The organism is Maribellus mangrovi (genome assembly GCF_037646455.1).
Classification (GTDB): Bacteria; Bacteroidota; Bacteroidia; order Bacteroidales; family Prolixibacteraceae; genus Draconibacterium; species Draconibacterium mangrovi_A.
Map to the genome: position 1 here is coordinate 187,582 of NZ_JBBIXN010000005.1, position 13,667 is coordinate 201,248.

At 42.4% G+C, this 13,667-nt stretch carries 13 protein-coding genes; 10 read left to right on the plus strand and 3 right to left on the minus strand.

Annotation, left to right across the window (positions count from 1 at the left end; translation table 11 throughout):
• Positions 1–74: 74 nt before the first annotated feature.
• The 9 genes from WFY05_RS18595 (at position 75) to WFY05_RS18635 (ending at position 9,862) form a co-directional block, all read left to right on the plus strand.
• Positions 75–653 (plus strand): DUF4290 domain-containing protein, encoded by a 579-nt coding sequence (locus WFY05_RS18595; protein ID WP_340114420.1) that lies wholly within the window; start codon positions 75–77, stop codon positions 651–653.
• Between the two features lie 27 nt (positions 654–680).
• The gene (gene murA, locus WFY05_RS18600) at positions 681–1,985 is read left to right on the plus strand and encodes a UDP-N-acetylglucosamine 1-carboxyvinyltransferase (RefSeq protein WP_340114421.1); all 1,305 of its coding nucleotides are present in this window, start codon (positions 681–683) and stop codon (positions 1,983–1,985) included.
• Between the two features lie 97 nt (positions 1,986–2,082).
• On the plus strand, positions 2,083–2,595 hold the full coding sequence (locus tag WFY05_RS18605; RefSeq protein WP_340114422.1) for a peroxiredoxin family protein: 513 nt from the start codon (positions 2,083–2,085) through the stop codon (positions 2,593–2,595).
• A gap of 138 nt (positions 2,596–2,733) precedes the next feature.
• Positions 2,734–3,339: a nucleotide exchange factor GrpE gene (locus tag WFY05_RS18610; protein ID WP_340114423.1), complete on the plus strand. Its 606-nt coding sequence runs from the start codon at positions 2,734–2,736 to the stop codon at positions 3,337–3,339.
• Between the two features lie 13 nt (positions 3,340–3,352).
• A complete protein-coding gene (dnaJ, locus tag WFY05_RS18615; protein ID WP_340114424.1) occupies positions 3,353–4,522 on the plus strand; it encodes a molecular chaperone DnaJ in 1,170 nt (389 codons plus the stop codon).
• Between the two features lie 187 nt (positions 4,523–4,709).
• Entirely contained in the window at positions 4,710–5,339 is a 630-nt protein-coding gene (locus tag WFY05_RS18620; RefSeq protein WP_340114425.1) for a Crp/Fnr family transcriptional regulator, read from the plus strand.
• 357 nt (positions 5,340–5,696) lie between these two features.
• Positions 5,697–6,866, plus strand: coding sequence for a phosphoglycerate dehydrogenase (locus WFY05_RS18625; RefSeq protein ID WP_340114426.1), 1,170 nt, complete (start codon positions 5,697–5,699; stop codon positions 6,864–6,866).
• Positions 6,867–7,141: 275 nt separating this feature from the next.
• The gene (locus WFY05_RS18630) at positions 7,142–9,172 is read left to right on the plus strand and encodes a transketolase family protein (RefSeq protein WP_340114427.1); all 2,031 of its coding nucleotides are present in this window, start codon (positions 7,142–7,144) and stop codon (positions 9,170–9,172) included.
• A gap of 114 nt (positions 9,173–9,286) precedes the next feature.
• Positions 9,287–9,862 (plus strand): cysteine hydrolase family protein, encoded by a 576-nt coding sequence (locus WFY05_RS18635; protein ID WP_340114428.1) that lies wholly within the window; start codon positions 9,287–9,289, stop codon positions 9,860–9,862.
• 11 nt (positions 9,863–9,873) lie between these two features.
• On the opposite strand, the gene WFY05_RS18640 is transcribed toward WFY05_RS18635, so the two are convergent.
• Positions 9,874–10,311 (minus strand): VOC family protein, encoded by a 438-nt coding sequence (locus WFY05_RS18640; protein ID WP_340114429.1) that lies wholly within the window; start codon positions 10,309–10,311, stop codon positions 9,874–9,876.
• Positions 10,312–10,445: 134 nt separating this feature from the next.
• Here WFY05_RS18640 and WFY05_RS18645 point away from each other — a divergent pair, with 134 nt between their 5' ends.
• Positions 10,446–11,432 (plus strand): DUF4421 family protein, encoded by a 987-nt coding sequence (locus tag WFY05_RS18645; RefSeq protein ID WP_340114430.1) that lies wholly within the window; start codon positions 10,446–10,448, stop codon positions 11,430–11,432.
• A 7-nt stretch (positions 11,433–11,439) separates the two neighbouring features.
• Here the strand turns inward: WFY05_RS18645 and WFY05_RS18650 are convergent, their stop codons facing one another.
• Positions 11,440–12,861, minus strand: coding sequence for a porin family protein (locus WFY05_RS18650; protein WP_340114431.1), 1,422 nt, complete (start codon positions 12,859–12,861; stop codon positions 11,440–11,442).
• Positions 12,861–13,415: an RNA polymerase sigma factor gene (locus tag WFY05_RS18655; protein WP_340114432.1), complete on the minus strand. Its 555-nt coding sequence runs from the start codon at positions 13,413–13,415 to the stop codon at positions 12,861–12,863. The genes WFY05_RS18650 and WFY05_RS18655 overlap by 1 nt, the downstream gene beginning before the upstream one ends.
• Positions 13,416–13,667: the final 252 nt, after the last annotated feature.

Below are 13,667 nucleotides of genomic sequence, written 5' to 3' on the forward strand. Positions count from 1 at the left end.
ATTAGTTTTGCATCAATACTTCGAAGACTATTCCTGGTCAACACGAAGAAAAAATATCACTTAAGAAAATTTAGATGGATTACAATTCGAATAGAAAAAAACTGGCTCTTCCAGAATATGGAAGAAATATACAAAACATGGTTGATTATTTATTGACCATCGAAGACCGCGAAAAACGTAACAAATCAGCAAAAAACGTTATTGATGTAATGGGGAATCTGTACCCATATCTTCGCGACGTGCCCGAGTTCAAACATAAATTGTGGGATCACCTGGCAATCATGGCCGATTTCAAGCTCGACATTGATTATCCATACGATCCGCCATCGCCGGATATACTTACCGAGAAACCTGATACTGTCCCATACAATCAACATCACATCAAGTATCGTCACTATGGACGTACCATGGAGTTGATTATTGAAGAAGCCAAAAATTTTGAAGGCGAACAGCGTGAGATCATTATCGAGCAGATCGCTAATCACATGAAGAAATCGTATTTGGCCTGGAACAAAGATGCCGTGGAAGACGAAAAAATACTTAGCGATTTAGATGAAATGTCGAACGGCGAACTGGTTCCAGCGAAAGACCTGCAACTTTCTGATGCAAAATCGCTGATAGGCAAAAAGAAAAAGTCAAAAAAGAAAAAATAATTTCAACAACCTTTCATTAACCTGCCAATGTCAACTTTTCAAATTGAAGGCGGCTACCAACTCAAAGGAGACCTTGAACCGCAGGGTGCAAAAAACGAGGCACTTCAGGTTATTTGTGCCACATTGCTAAGTTCAGGAATTACCACAATCGATAATATCCCCGAGATTCGCGATGTACTGAAACTCATCGATATACTGAATGGTTTAGGTGTAAAAACAGAGCGGATTTCAAAAGGAAATTACAGTTTTGATGCCGGCAATGTCGATATTAATTACTTAAAAAGTCCGGAATATGCAGATAAAGCGGCCGGATTAAGGGGATCGATTATGATCATCGGACCGCTGCTGGCACGTTTCGGACGTGGTTTTATCCCACAGCCGGGTGGCGATAAAATTGGCCGACGCCGTGTTGATACGCATTTCATCGGGTTGCAGAAGTTAGGTGCCGAATTCAATTTCGACAAAGAAAATCACTGGTATTCAGTAACAGCCGATCAATTGAAAGGAGCTTACATGCTGCTTGACGAAGCATCGGTAACCGGAACCGCAAATATCCTGATGGCTGCGATTCTTGCCGAAGGCACAACTACAATATACAATGCCGCCTGCGAACCTTATTTGCAGCAACTTTGCAAAATGCTGGTGAACATGGGCGCAAAAATCCAGGGCATTGGCTCCAACCTGCTCACCATCGAAGGTGTTAGTTCGCTTAAAGGATGTAAACACCGGGTGCTTCCTGACATGATCGAGGTAGGTAGTTTTATAGGACTGGCAGCTATGACAGCTTCCGAAATTCGCTTAAAAAATGTTGGGATCGAACACCTTGGGATCATTCCTGAATCGTTCCGCAGGCTAGGTATAAAAGTAGAACAATCGGGTGATAACCTTCTCATAAAAAATACCGGTCATTATGAAATCGACTCCTACCTCGACGGAGGGATCATGACCATTGCTGATGCCCCCTGGCCGGGTCTTACCCCCGACCTGCTCAGTGTTTTTCTGGTGGTTGCCACGCAGGCAAAAGGCAGCGTTCTTATTCATCAGAAGATGTTCGAAAGTCGTCTTTTCTTCGTGGATAAACTCATTGATATGGGGGCCCAAATAATTTTATGCGATCCGCACCGCGCCACGGTTATCGGCCTCGATCGCAAACATTCCCTGCGGGCCACTAAAATGTCGTCGCCCGATATACGTGCGGGAATTGCTTTGCTTATCGCCGCTATGTCGGCCAAAGGAACCAGTACCATTGATAACATTGAACAAATCGACCGCGGATACGAGAACATTGACGGGCGATTAAATGCCATTGGTGCAAAGATAACTCGAATCTAAGTATCGATTTATGCAGATATGTTCAAACAAATCCATTTCGCTTTCGTTACTATTGCAGAAAATTTTATTTTTGAACAAACAGAAAATTTCGACACATATGAAAAAACTTTTTTTGATCGCAAGCATTTTATTTAGTTCCGTTATTGGCCTGCAGGCACAGGAGCTGGGAATTAATGTTGGGAATAAAGCACCTGAGTTAATTGGAAATGATCCAAACGGAGAAACCGTAAAATTATCCGACACCCGCGGGAAGGTGGTTTTACTCGACTTTTGGGCTGCGTGGTGTGGACCTTGCCGCCGCGAAAATCCAAATGTAGTGAAAGCTTATAACAAGTACAAAGACAAGAAATTTGAAAATGGTGATGGATTCGTTGTATTTAACGTTTCGCTCGATCGCACTGCCGATCAGTGGAAAGCTGCCATTAAACAGGATAAATTGAACTGGCCGTACCACATCAGCGACCTGAAAGGCTGGCAATCCAAACTGGGTGCTGTTTATGGAATTCGGAGTATTCCATCAAATTTCTTATTGGACGAAAACGGTGTAATTCTGGCCCGTAATTTACGTGGCCCTGCCCTGGATGCCGCACTCGAAAAATATGTGAAATAGTCTGACTTATAGACTGTTTTAAGATTATTCAAAATTATTCAAATTGACACTCAACAATTCGTTTGGGTGTCAATTTGTCGTTTATATTTGCATGGCAAACTATTTGCAATGACAGCACTGCAAAATTAATTGGAAAATATGGCAGAAGAAAAAATAAACAAAGAGGCGGAAAACAACACTGAAGAGTTGGAGAACGGGGCTCAGGCTGCAGAAGATCAAGCAGCCAAGCAGGAAGAGGTACACGCCGACAAAAAATCAGAGAAAAAGAAAAAAGGGAAAAAAGATAAGCAGGAAACTAAAATTGAAGAATTGCAGGAAGAGCTTAAAGAAGTGCAGGACAAACACCTTCGTCTTCAGGCCGAATTCGACAATTTTAGAAGACGAACCATGAAAGAAAAGGCTGACCTCATTAAATCAGGTGGAGAGTCGGTTTTGGTGAATATCCTTCCTGTTATCGACGACTTCGAAAGAGCACTTGATTCCTTAAAAGAAGTTGAAGACGAAGATACGGGAAAACAGGGAACACTGCTAATTTACAACAAATTCAAAGAGTTCCTGAAACAAAATAACATTAAAGAAATTGAAGCCCTGCAACAGGATTTTGATGTTGACCTGCACGAGGCCATCACCAAGATTCCGGCACCAAGCGAAGAGTTGAAAGGTAAAGTTGTTGATGTGGTTCAAAAAGGATATTGCTTAAACGAAAAAGTTATTCGGTTTGCCAAAGTTGTAATCGGAGAGTAATTTGGAGGAAAACATGGCGAAAAGAGATTATTACGAGGTACTTGAAATTAGTAAGGATGCGAGTCCGGAGGCCATAAAAAAAGCCTACCGGAAAAAAGCCATTCAATATCACCCCGATAAAAATCCGGGCGATACAACGGCAGAAGAAAAATTTAAGGAAGCCGCAGAAGCTTATGAAGTTTTAAGTAACCCGGAGAAAAAACAACGTTACGATCAGTTTGGTCATGCCGGAATGAGTGGCGCTGCCGGTGGTAGCGGATTCGGTGGAGCCGGATTCTCGGATATTGAGGATATTTTCTCGGCCTTTGGCGATATTTTTGGTGGCCACTTTGGCGGATTCGGCGGATTCGGCGGCGGCGGTGGAAGAAGCCGTGGCGGACGACGTGTTAGCCGCGGATCGGACCTGAGGGTAAAGGTAAAGATGAACCTCAAAGAAGTGGTAAATGGCGTTGAGAAAAAGATAAAAGTAAAAAAATACGTCACTTGCGACCATTGTAGCGGAACAGGAGCAAAAGACGGATCCTCCTACTCTACCTGCGGAACTTGTGGCGGACGAGGACAAGTGACACGCGTTCAGAATACGCTGCTTGGCCAAATGCAAACCACCTCGGCTTGTCCGACCTGCCAGGGCGAAGGGAAAATGATCACCGATAAATGTCATCACTGTGCCGGAGAAGGCGTGGTGCGAGGCGAAGAAGTGATCAATATTAAAGTGCCTGCAGGTGTAGGCGAAGGTATGCAGCTCAACGTTTCGGGAAAAGGAAACGCTGGACGACGCAGCGGCATTAACGGCGATTTGCTGGTAGTAATTACTGAAGAAGACCATGAAGAACTGGTTCGCGATGGGAATAACCTTATTCACAACCTATTTTTGTCGTTCCCGGAAATTACTTTGGGAACCACTTCTGAAATACCAACTGTTGACGGGAAAGTTAAAGTTAAAATTGATCCGGGTACTCAGCCCGAAAAAATACTACGATTACGCGGAAAAGGTATCCCCGATGTAAACGGTTACGGACGTGGCGATCTGCTGGTTCGTGTGCATGTCTGGATTCCTAAAAAACTGAGCAACGAAGAAAAACGGACCCTGGAAAAACTGCAGGAGTCGCCCGGATTTCAGGATGGGCCATCAAGTTCGGAAAAATCGTTTTTCGCAAAAATGAGGGATATGTTTGAATCCTGATTTCAAAAAAATACAGAAAAAAACTGCAGTAAACATTTATTGCAGTTCTTTTTATAACCAGTGGCCATCAAAACGCTCTAAAAAAAGGATTCCCAAAATTATAAACGTTCATAATAGTAACATTATTCAAGCTTTTTTTTGCAAAACTCCTTTACAAGCTTAAATTTGTTCACACTGTTCAACTACTGTGAAAGATTTTATAAACCGATATAAATTTCTGGAACCTGAACTTCAAAAAGAGATTGCCGAAATCGGTGTATCCAAAGTACTTCAGGCCAATGAACCACTTATTCGCGAGGGGCAATTTATTTCCAGCTTCCCTCTTGTTCTAAGCGGGCTAATTCGGGTGTCGCGCACCAGCGACAATGGCAATGAGCTGTTACTTTACTATTTAAAGGAAAACGAAGTATGTGCTATGTCGCTTACCTGTTGCATGGCTCAGCAAGTGAGCGATCTGAACGCAGTAGCCGAGGTTGAAAGCGAAATACTGCTCATCCCTGTTGATATGCTCGATTCGTGGATCACCAAATATCCGCTGTGGAAGCAATTCGTTATGCAGACTTTCCAGTTTCGTTTTCGCGAACTGATCGACACACTCGATGCTGTGGCCTTTATGAGGCTCGATGAACGACTCGAGAAATACTTCCTCGACCGTTACAAAAAATCGGGTACCACCACCTATTCGGGGACTCACCAAATGCTGGCTTTAAAACTGAATTCATCACGCGAAGTAATTTCTCGTATGCTTAAAAAGCTCGAAAAAGAAGGGAAAGTTTCACTTTCGCGAAATTTTATCGATTATTCAGGTCTTCTGTGACTTAAATTACAGACCAGTTCCGTCCAACATCCTTTCTTTGCATCAAACAATATGACAATGTAACATTGTTCATAACTATTGTTTCATAATTTTTTGGGTTATAAAATCGGTTAGTAGTTGAAGGTTGATTAGCCATCCGTTAGTGAACGGATGGCTTTCTTTTTTTTATGAAAAAGTCATCTTAGCACTTGTGTTCTTCACCCAATAAATAGAGCATTTTATTTATATTTCAACCTTCCCTATTAATGTTAATTTCATATTGAAAACTTATCCCTGTTTTTACTTACGATTTATAGATTTAATGTTGATATTTGTCGTTATTCAGCTACACGATTCGACAATTTTAAATTTAACCACATGTTCAAAATTCAAACTTTAAATAAGATTGACCCCGACGGATTAAAGTTATTTCCTCTAGATAATTACGAGATAGCCAGCGAGATTCCGAATCCCGATGCCATCATTCTGCGCAGTTTTAAAATGCACGATATGGAATTGCCGTCGACCTTAAAAGCGGTGGCACGAGCGGGTGCCGGTGTCAACAACATCCCAATTGAAAAATGCACCGAAAAAGGTATTGTTGTTTTTAACACCCCGGGAGCTAATGCAAACGGGGTAAAAGAAGCTGTAATTGCTGCCATGCTTTTGGCTTCACGCGATTTTATCGGCGCTGCCAACTGGGCAAAAACACTTATTGGTAAAGGCGACGAAGTGCCGGCGCTGGTTGAACAAGGCAAGAAGAATTTTGCCGGTGAAGAACTCAAGGGAAAAACACTGGCCGTTATCGGGCTGGGCGCCATCGGTGTTTTAGTAGCCAACGCTGCTGCCGCATTACGCATGAATGTGATTGGTTACGATCCGTACATGTCGGTAAAACACGCACTGAAACTAAGCCGTGAAGTAACATGGGTTGAAGGCATTCAGGTGCTGCTGCAGCAAGCCGATTTTGTTACTATTAATATACCGCTAACTCCCGAAACCAAAGGGTATATCAACAAGGATAAATTTGCCATGATGAAAGACGGAGTAAAAATCCTGAATTTTGCACGTGGAGGCCTTGTTGATCACGACGATTTAAAAGGTGCCATCGAATCGGGTAAAGTTTCGTCGTATGTAACTGACTTCCCCGATGAAAAATGCCTGCAGATGGACAAGGTAATTTCAATTCCTCACCTTGGTGCATCAACCAAAGAATCGGAAACAAATTGCGCCATCATGGCTGCGGAACAAACGCGCGAATACCTGGAGAACGGTAACATCAAGAATTCGGTGAATTTCCCGGCTGCCGAGATGGAAAGAAACGGAGGATCGCGTATAATCATTGCCAATAAAAACGTTCCTAATATGGTAAGCCAGATCTCAAGTATCCTGGCCACAAAAGGACTGAACATCGATAACATGTTGAACCGTAAACGCGATGACATCGCTTATAACATTATCGATGTTGGTACCTCAAACGTTGATGAATCGGTTAAAGAGGAATTACTTGCCGTTGAAGGAATTTTCATGGTAAGAATTTTGAACTAATTACCGGTTCACAATCCTATTTATAAAACCGAGGAATCGAGAACAAGAATCAAAACTTATTTCATTCTGAATAAAAGGAGAACCTCAGAAAATAATATAAAAGAGAAATTCGGAATTCCGGGTTTCTCTTTTTTGCTTTAAATCAATAAAGTGTAAATATTACCTTTAATAAATTATCATTAATTCGAAGAATGAAGTCAAGCCTAATTAGCCCAAATTTTGTACTTTTGGCATTCCTGTTCTAGCTGATATTGAACGAATTTAAAAAAATGAACATGACTAAAAGAAATGAAGTTAAAGCAGCCGATAATATTCGCATTCTGGCTGCATCTATGGTTGAAAAAGCAAATTCAGGTCACCCGGGAGGTGCCATGGGTGGTGCCGATTTTATCAACATCCTTTACACCGAATTTTTAAATTACGATCCATCGGATATGACCTGGATCAACCGCGATCGGTTTTTCCTCGATCCGGGACACATGTCGCCGATGTTGTATAGCGTTTTATCGCTGGCAGGTTTTTACAATATGGAAGACTTGAAAAACTTCCGTCAGTGGGGAAGCGTAACTCCGGGACACCCTGAAGTGGATGTTGACCGAGGCGTTGAAAACACATCAGGACCACTTGGCCAGGGACACACAATGGCAGTTGGAGCAGCTATTGCCGAACGCTTCCTGGTTGAAAGATTTGGCGACTGGATGGCACACAAAACCTATGCTTTTATTTCTGATGGTGGTATTCAGGAAGAAATTTCGCAGGGCGCCGGTCGTATTGCCGGATTCCTTGGATTGAGCAACCTTGTTATGTTCTACGATTCGAACGACATTCAGCTTTCTACCGAAACAGATGAAGTAACCATTGAAGATACCCAGAAAAAATACGAGGCATGGGGATGGAATGTGGTTCCGATTAACGGAAACGATACAGACGAGATTCGCGGTGCGCTGAAACACGCTCAAAACGAAACCGAACGCCCGACCCTGATCATTGGAAAAACGATTATGGGTAAAGGTGCCGTTACTGCTGAAGGCGATAATTTTGAAAAACAATGTTCTACGCATGGTCAGCCGCTGACAGGTGCTGGAGCATCGTTTGCAAAAACCATCGAAAACCTGGGGGGCGACGCCGAAAATCCATTTGTAATTTTCGAAGATGTGCAGGAAGTATATGAGCAGCGAAAAGAAGAATTGATTAAAGCAGCTGCGGATAAAAAAGCCAAACAAGCTGAATGGGAAGCTGCCAATCCTGAATTGGCTGCCAAGCTTAATAAGTTTTTCTCGAAAGAAGCTCCGAAGTTTGATTTCTCGAAGATTGAGCAAAAAGCCAACAGTGCAACTCGTGGTGCCTCTTCAACGGTTTTAGCCGCTTTTGCTACTGAAATCGAAAACATGATCGTGTCTTCAGCCGACCTTTCAAACTCGGATAAAACAGATGGTTTCCTGAAGAAAACTACTTCATTCAAAAAAGGTGATTTTAGCGGATCGTTCCTGCAGGCAGGAGTTACCGAGTTGACCATGGCCGCTTTGATGAACGGAATGGCATTGCATGGAGGTGTAGTTCCGGTTTGTGGAACCTTCTTTGTATTCTCCGACTACATGAAACCCGCTGTTCGTCTATCGGCATTAATGGAGCTACCAGTTAAGTTTGTGTGGACACACGATGCTTTCCGTGTTGGAGAAGACGGACCGACTCATCAGCCGGTTGAACAAGAAGCACAAATAAGATTGTTAGAGAAACTGAAAAATCATAATGGCGAGAACAGCATGTTGGTATTGCGTCCGGCCGATGCAAACGAAACAACTGCGGCCTGGAAAATGGCACTCGAAAATACTTCTACCCCGTCGGCATTAATACTGTCGCGCCAGAACATCAAAAACCTTCCAACCGAAGGCGATGCTTACGAAAGTGCGCTTCAGGCTGAAAAAGGTGCATACATTGTTGAGACCGCCGAAGGCACTCCTGATGTTGTGCTTCTGGCCAGTGGCTCAGAAGTATCGACTTTAGTTGACGGAGCCGCTTTACTTCGCGATAAAGACGGACTGAAAGTGCAAGTGGTTTCTGTTCCTTCAGAAGGTGTTTTCCGTAATCAACCCAAAGAATATCAGGACAGCGTACTTCCGGTTGGTATTCCTCGTTTTGGAATGACAGCAGGACTGCCTGTGACTCTGGAGGGATTGGTTGGCGAAAACGGAAAAGTATGGGGGCTTGAATCATTTGGATTCTCTGCACCTTACACCGTTCTCGACGAAAAACTTGGATTTAACGGAGAGAACGTGTACAACAAGGTAAAAGAATTGTTAGCTTAATTGGCAAAATATTTAATTTGAGTGGAAAGGGTGCTTCAGTTTGAGGCATCCTTTTTTTGTTTGCGAATTTTGTATTCGTTCAAAAACTTGTACTTTTCCGGAAACTAATTTGCAATGAAAAAAACGGCACTCCTTATCATGCTCCTTGTATTGGGCATACAAACTTTTGCACAGAAAATCGATTCCACAGCCTTGATCCTTATCGATATTCAGGAGTTTTATTTTCCGGGTGGAGCCAGCGAACTGGTTGAACCTGAAAAAGCAGCCAAACAGGCAAAGGCAATTCTGGAATATTTTCGGAAAGAGCACGGATTAGTTGTACACATCCGCCATGATTTTGAGCCGGGTGGCAGCATTAATCAGCTGGTAAAACCTATTGATGGCGAAAAGGTGTTTACAAAAAAGGAAGTGAATGCTTTTCTGGGAACAGGTCTGAACGAGTACCTCGTTGAAAACAGCATAAACAAAGTGGTGCTGGCCGGCATGCAAACACACATGTGCCTCGAAGCGGCTACACGTGCTGCTCACGACCTCGGCTACCAATGCACGGTTATTGGCGATGCCTGCGCTACCCGCGACCTTAAATTCGATAATGCTGTAATAAAAGCAATTGATGTCCACAACTCAACGCTTGTCACATTAAGAAGTTACGGACAGGTTACCAATGTTGTAGAATATTTTAAAAATTAGAAGAAGGACTTTTAACTTGCCGGTTGCTCGCGACTCCCAATCATCCAACTGATGCCAAACTTATCGGTAAACATCCCAAAATATTCGCCCCAGAAGGTATCTTCCATGGCCATGGTAATCTCACCATCATCGGAAATGGCAGCAAAAAGACGATCGGCTTCTGAACGCGTTTCCGTACTTATCGACACTGAAAAGTTATTGCCGGCTTTGTAATGCTCAGACATGTCCGCGCCACTGTCACTGCCCATTAAAACACTGTCACCATCGATTGGCAAAGAAACATGCATTATTTTTTCAGCATCTTCTGCAGGCATGGCAGGTTGCCCGTTCACAGGAGGCATTTCCTTAAAACGATTGATCATTTCAAACTCTTTTCCAAATGCCGCTTTGTAAAAATTAAAGGCTTCTTCGCAGTTACCGTCAAACAACAGATATACATTAACTTTCATTTTTAAATAATTTGATACAACTATTAAACAAAGAAGCAGCATATTTAGTTGATTATAAAATAGTAACGCACTGAATGATAAAAAAGAGCTTCATAATTAGTTCCCGGTTATTTACATTCCTCCTTTATTGGTTAATGGCAATCCTGATTCCGACCATTTCTTCCGGACAGGAAAGCGACAGTATTAATTCAAGAAATCAGTACATTGAATTACACAAACAGGAACTGTCACTCAAACTAGCCATCACTAATAACATAGAATTCTTTTCGGTACACAGCGGAAATACCGATTATACCCTGCAGCCTAATACCGACCTTAAACTAAAACTATATTTTAGCTACCGCTTCATTTTGTTTTCAGTAGCTTATGCCCCGGGATTTCTTCCCGGAAACAATGATAACTCAGAAAAAGGGCAATCGGATATTTTTGAATTTGCAACAAACCTTAACATGAAACAATGGTTTCACCGCTTAGCTTACAGTAAAATCTCAGGTTTCTATACCGAAAATTCATCTTATGCCCCAGGGATAAATGATCAGTACTTCACATTTCCCGAACTGCAATACAAAGGATTCACAGGATCTTCAGCCTATAAGGTCAATCCCAACTATTCGATCCTTGCCCTTGAAAACCAAACCGAACGTCAGTTAAAAAGTGCGGGTAGTTTAATGCCTATTCTTGTTTATCGATTTTATACTGTCGATAATAAAATAGAACTCACTGAAGGTAGAAGTTCGCAGAAATCGAACAATTTTGAAGTGAATATGTCGCTGGGCTATTTCTACACTTTTGTAATCAATAAAAGCTTGTATGCAGCTGCCGGAGTAGCCACGGGAGGTGGATTCATTTCTACAAAACTTTTAACGCGCTATCCCGAAGAAAAATTCATCGATTATAATACCGTTCCCATTTTCAGGACCGAAGCTTCGGCTGCACTGGGATACAATGCGAATCGGTTTTTTGCCGGAATTCAAACGGCAGGTTTTTACGAACATTATAACCAGGACAAAGCATCGAATGCCATCACACACCAGGGATTAAATTTTCAGATTTTTGCAGGCTGTCGTTTCGGAGCGCCAAAGATCCTATCCCGCAACCTCGATCGGTTAATGCCCCGATGACCACAAATTAAAAAGCATAATAAATACCCGTGAATAAACCAAAACGATAAGGTTTGTAATCAATCTCGGGATTGGAATTTATGGAATTCAGGAAATAATTAAAACGTGGCTCCATGGCCAGTGAGAAATGGCGGCCAAGGTCATAATTAAAACCTACACCCACAGTTCCCGAAAGGTTGAGCGTAGAAATGTCTTCGGTGCTACCGATATTCTGCCTGCCATAATTGTTTTCGATGTAAGCGTTGTTGCCCACTACCATCCCGGCGTTCAAGCCACCAAGCAGATCAATTCCAAACTTACGGTCGAGTACTTTGTAGCGCAGGTAAACAGGAATTTCAACCAAATCGAACACCTGCGAAAAGTCACCGTCTGAAACCATGGTTGTTGCATACGAATCGTTGGCACTTTCACTTTTTGCATTGAGTTCCGTTCCCTGTGGTGCAGTCGCCATTTTAACAACGCCTGCGGTGCTGTTCATGGCAATTCCTTCGCGCGTAACACTTACGTTATTGGCATACGAAGGTGCATCGGCGACCATACTCATATCAAAAGAAGATTCATACATCGGGGCAGAGAAAAGCGAATTTGATACCCCCGAGCTTTGTGAATTCTGAGCGTAATAAACACCGCTTTCAATACTCAGTCGTTTGCTGGTTTTATATTGAATAGAAATTCCGCCACCAACGTTGCTCACGCCACCATTTTGCACCTGGCTCATGTTCTGTGAATACTCGCTCGAATAGCTTGATGAATGCGCCGAATAACCGGGGGAAAGCTGAGCACCTAAAATCCATTTCGAGCCTTTCTCCTGCTCATCATTCAGGTTTTTCATGTTTGCCGCAATGAGAACACGCTCGTTCTCAGTCTGAACAGTTACTGACGTTTCTGTTTCTTGTTCTTTCGCGGTGGTTCGTAAGGTCAATTCTTCCGGTTGAACAGGAAATTGAATAGTAGTAGCCGCCAAATAATCGTAATTCAGGAGCTGTCTTTTGGGCTCCACATTTTCTTCGCTTTCTGACACTATCTTTGCCGTAGCAACCAATTCTGAGTTATTTGCTGAAGTTACAGACTCAATATCTTCGTGATCAATCGATTCATTTTTATCGGCTACAAGTGCATTTTCTTCATCTACATCCAAGTTGTTCTTTGGCTCCACTTGTTCAATATTCTGTTTTTGTTCCTGTGGAATTTGTTTCTCCACCACCGTTTCAGTAATACCTCCCGATCTTTCGTTCAGCATCCAACCGGCAATAAATGCAAACACCACAATGGCTGCTGCACTTATCCAGCCAATATAGGCCATTCGCCTTTTTCTGCGTCGGCTTATCATCTGCTCCTGGATATTGTTCCATAAATGAGCAGAAGGCTCCACTGAAAAATCCTCAAATTTCTCGCGGAACATTTTATCCATATGTAAGTCGTCCTTCATTAAGCCGTATTGTTTTTATCAAGTCCTCCGTAAAGTGCTTTTACCTTACTCTTTAAAATTTCTCTTGCCCGTGCCAGGTTCGATTTTGAAGTACCGCTTGAAATGTTCATTTCCTTTCCGATCTCCTCGTGGCTCATTCCTTCAATCACATACAGGTTAAAAACCATTCGGTACCGCGGAGTAAGTTCCTGTATTAACACGGTTAATTCCTGAGCCGAAATGTTCGCCAAAATATCGTTCGAAAACTGCTGTCCCTCATAAATCGTTACATCTTCCACCGGGTACATCAATTGTTGCTTCCTGAATTTCTCCAGCGAAACATTTACCATTATTCTTCGCATCCAACCTTCAAAAGAACCTTCGTGCCTAAAACCTTTAATGCTGGTAAAAACCTTAATAAAACCTTCCTGCAAATTATCTTCGGCTTCGGTTTTATCACGGGAATAGCGCAAACAAACGCCAAACATTTTTGGCGCAAACAACCTGTAAAGTTGTTCCTGAGCGCGCACATCCGCTTTGGCACACTCCTTTATTATTTGTTTTAGGTCTTCCAAAATCTACTGCAAATGTGCCGCTAATGTAAAGATTATTACCCATTTGGTAAACATCACTCATCCGACTTTTGCAATTCGGTTGCACGGTTAATTTATTTAAAATCACAGGTTAGATGGCACAGCTGATAAAATGGTTGCGTACATTTCAAATTTATTCGGCAAATAATCAGATTGATAGTATTTGATTATCTCCTGAGAAATAACTTCAGAATAAATAATATTTATTCTTACGCAACCATTTTCACATTGGTA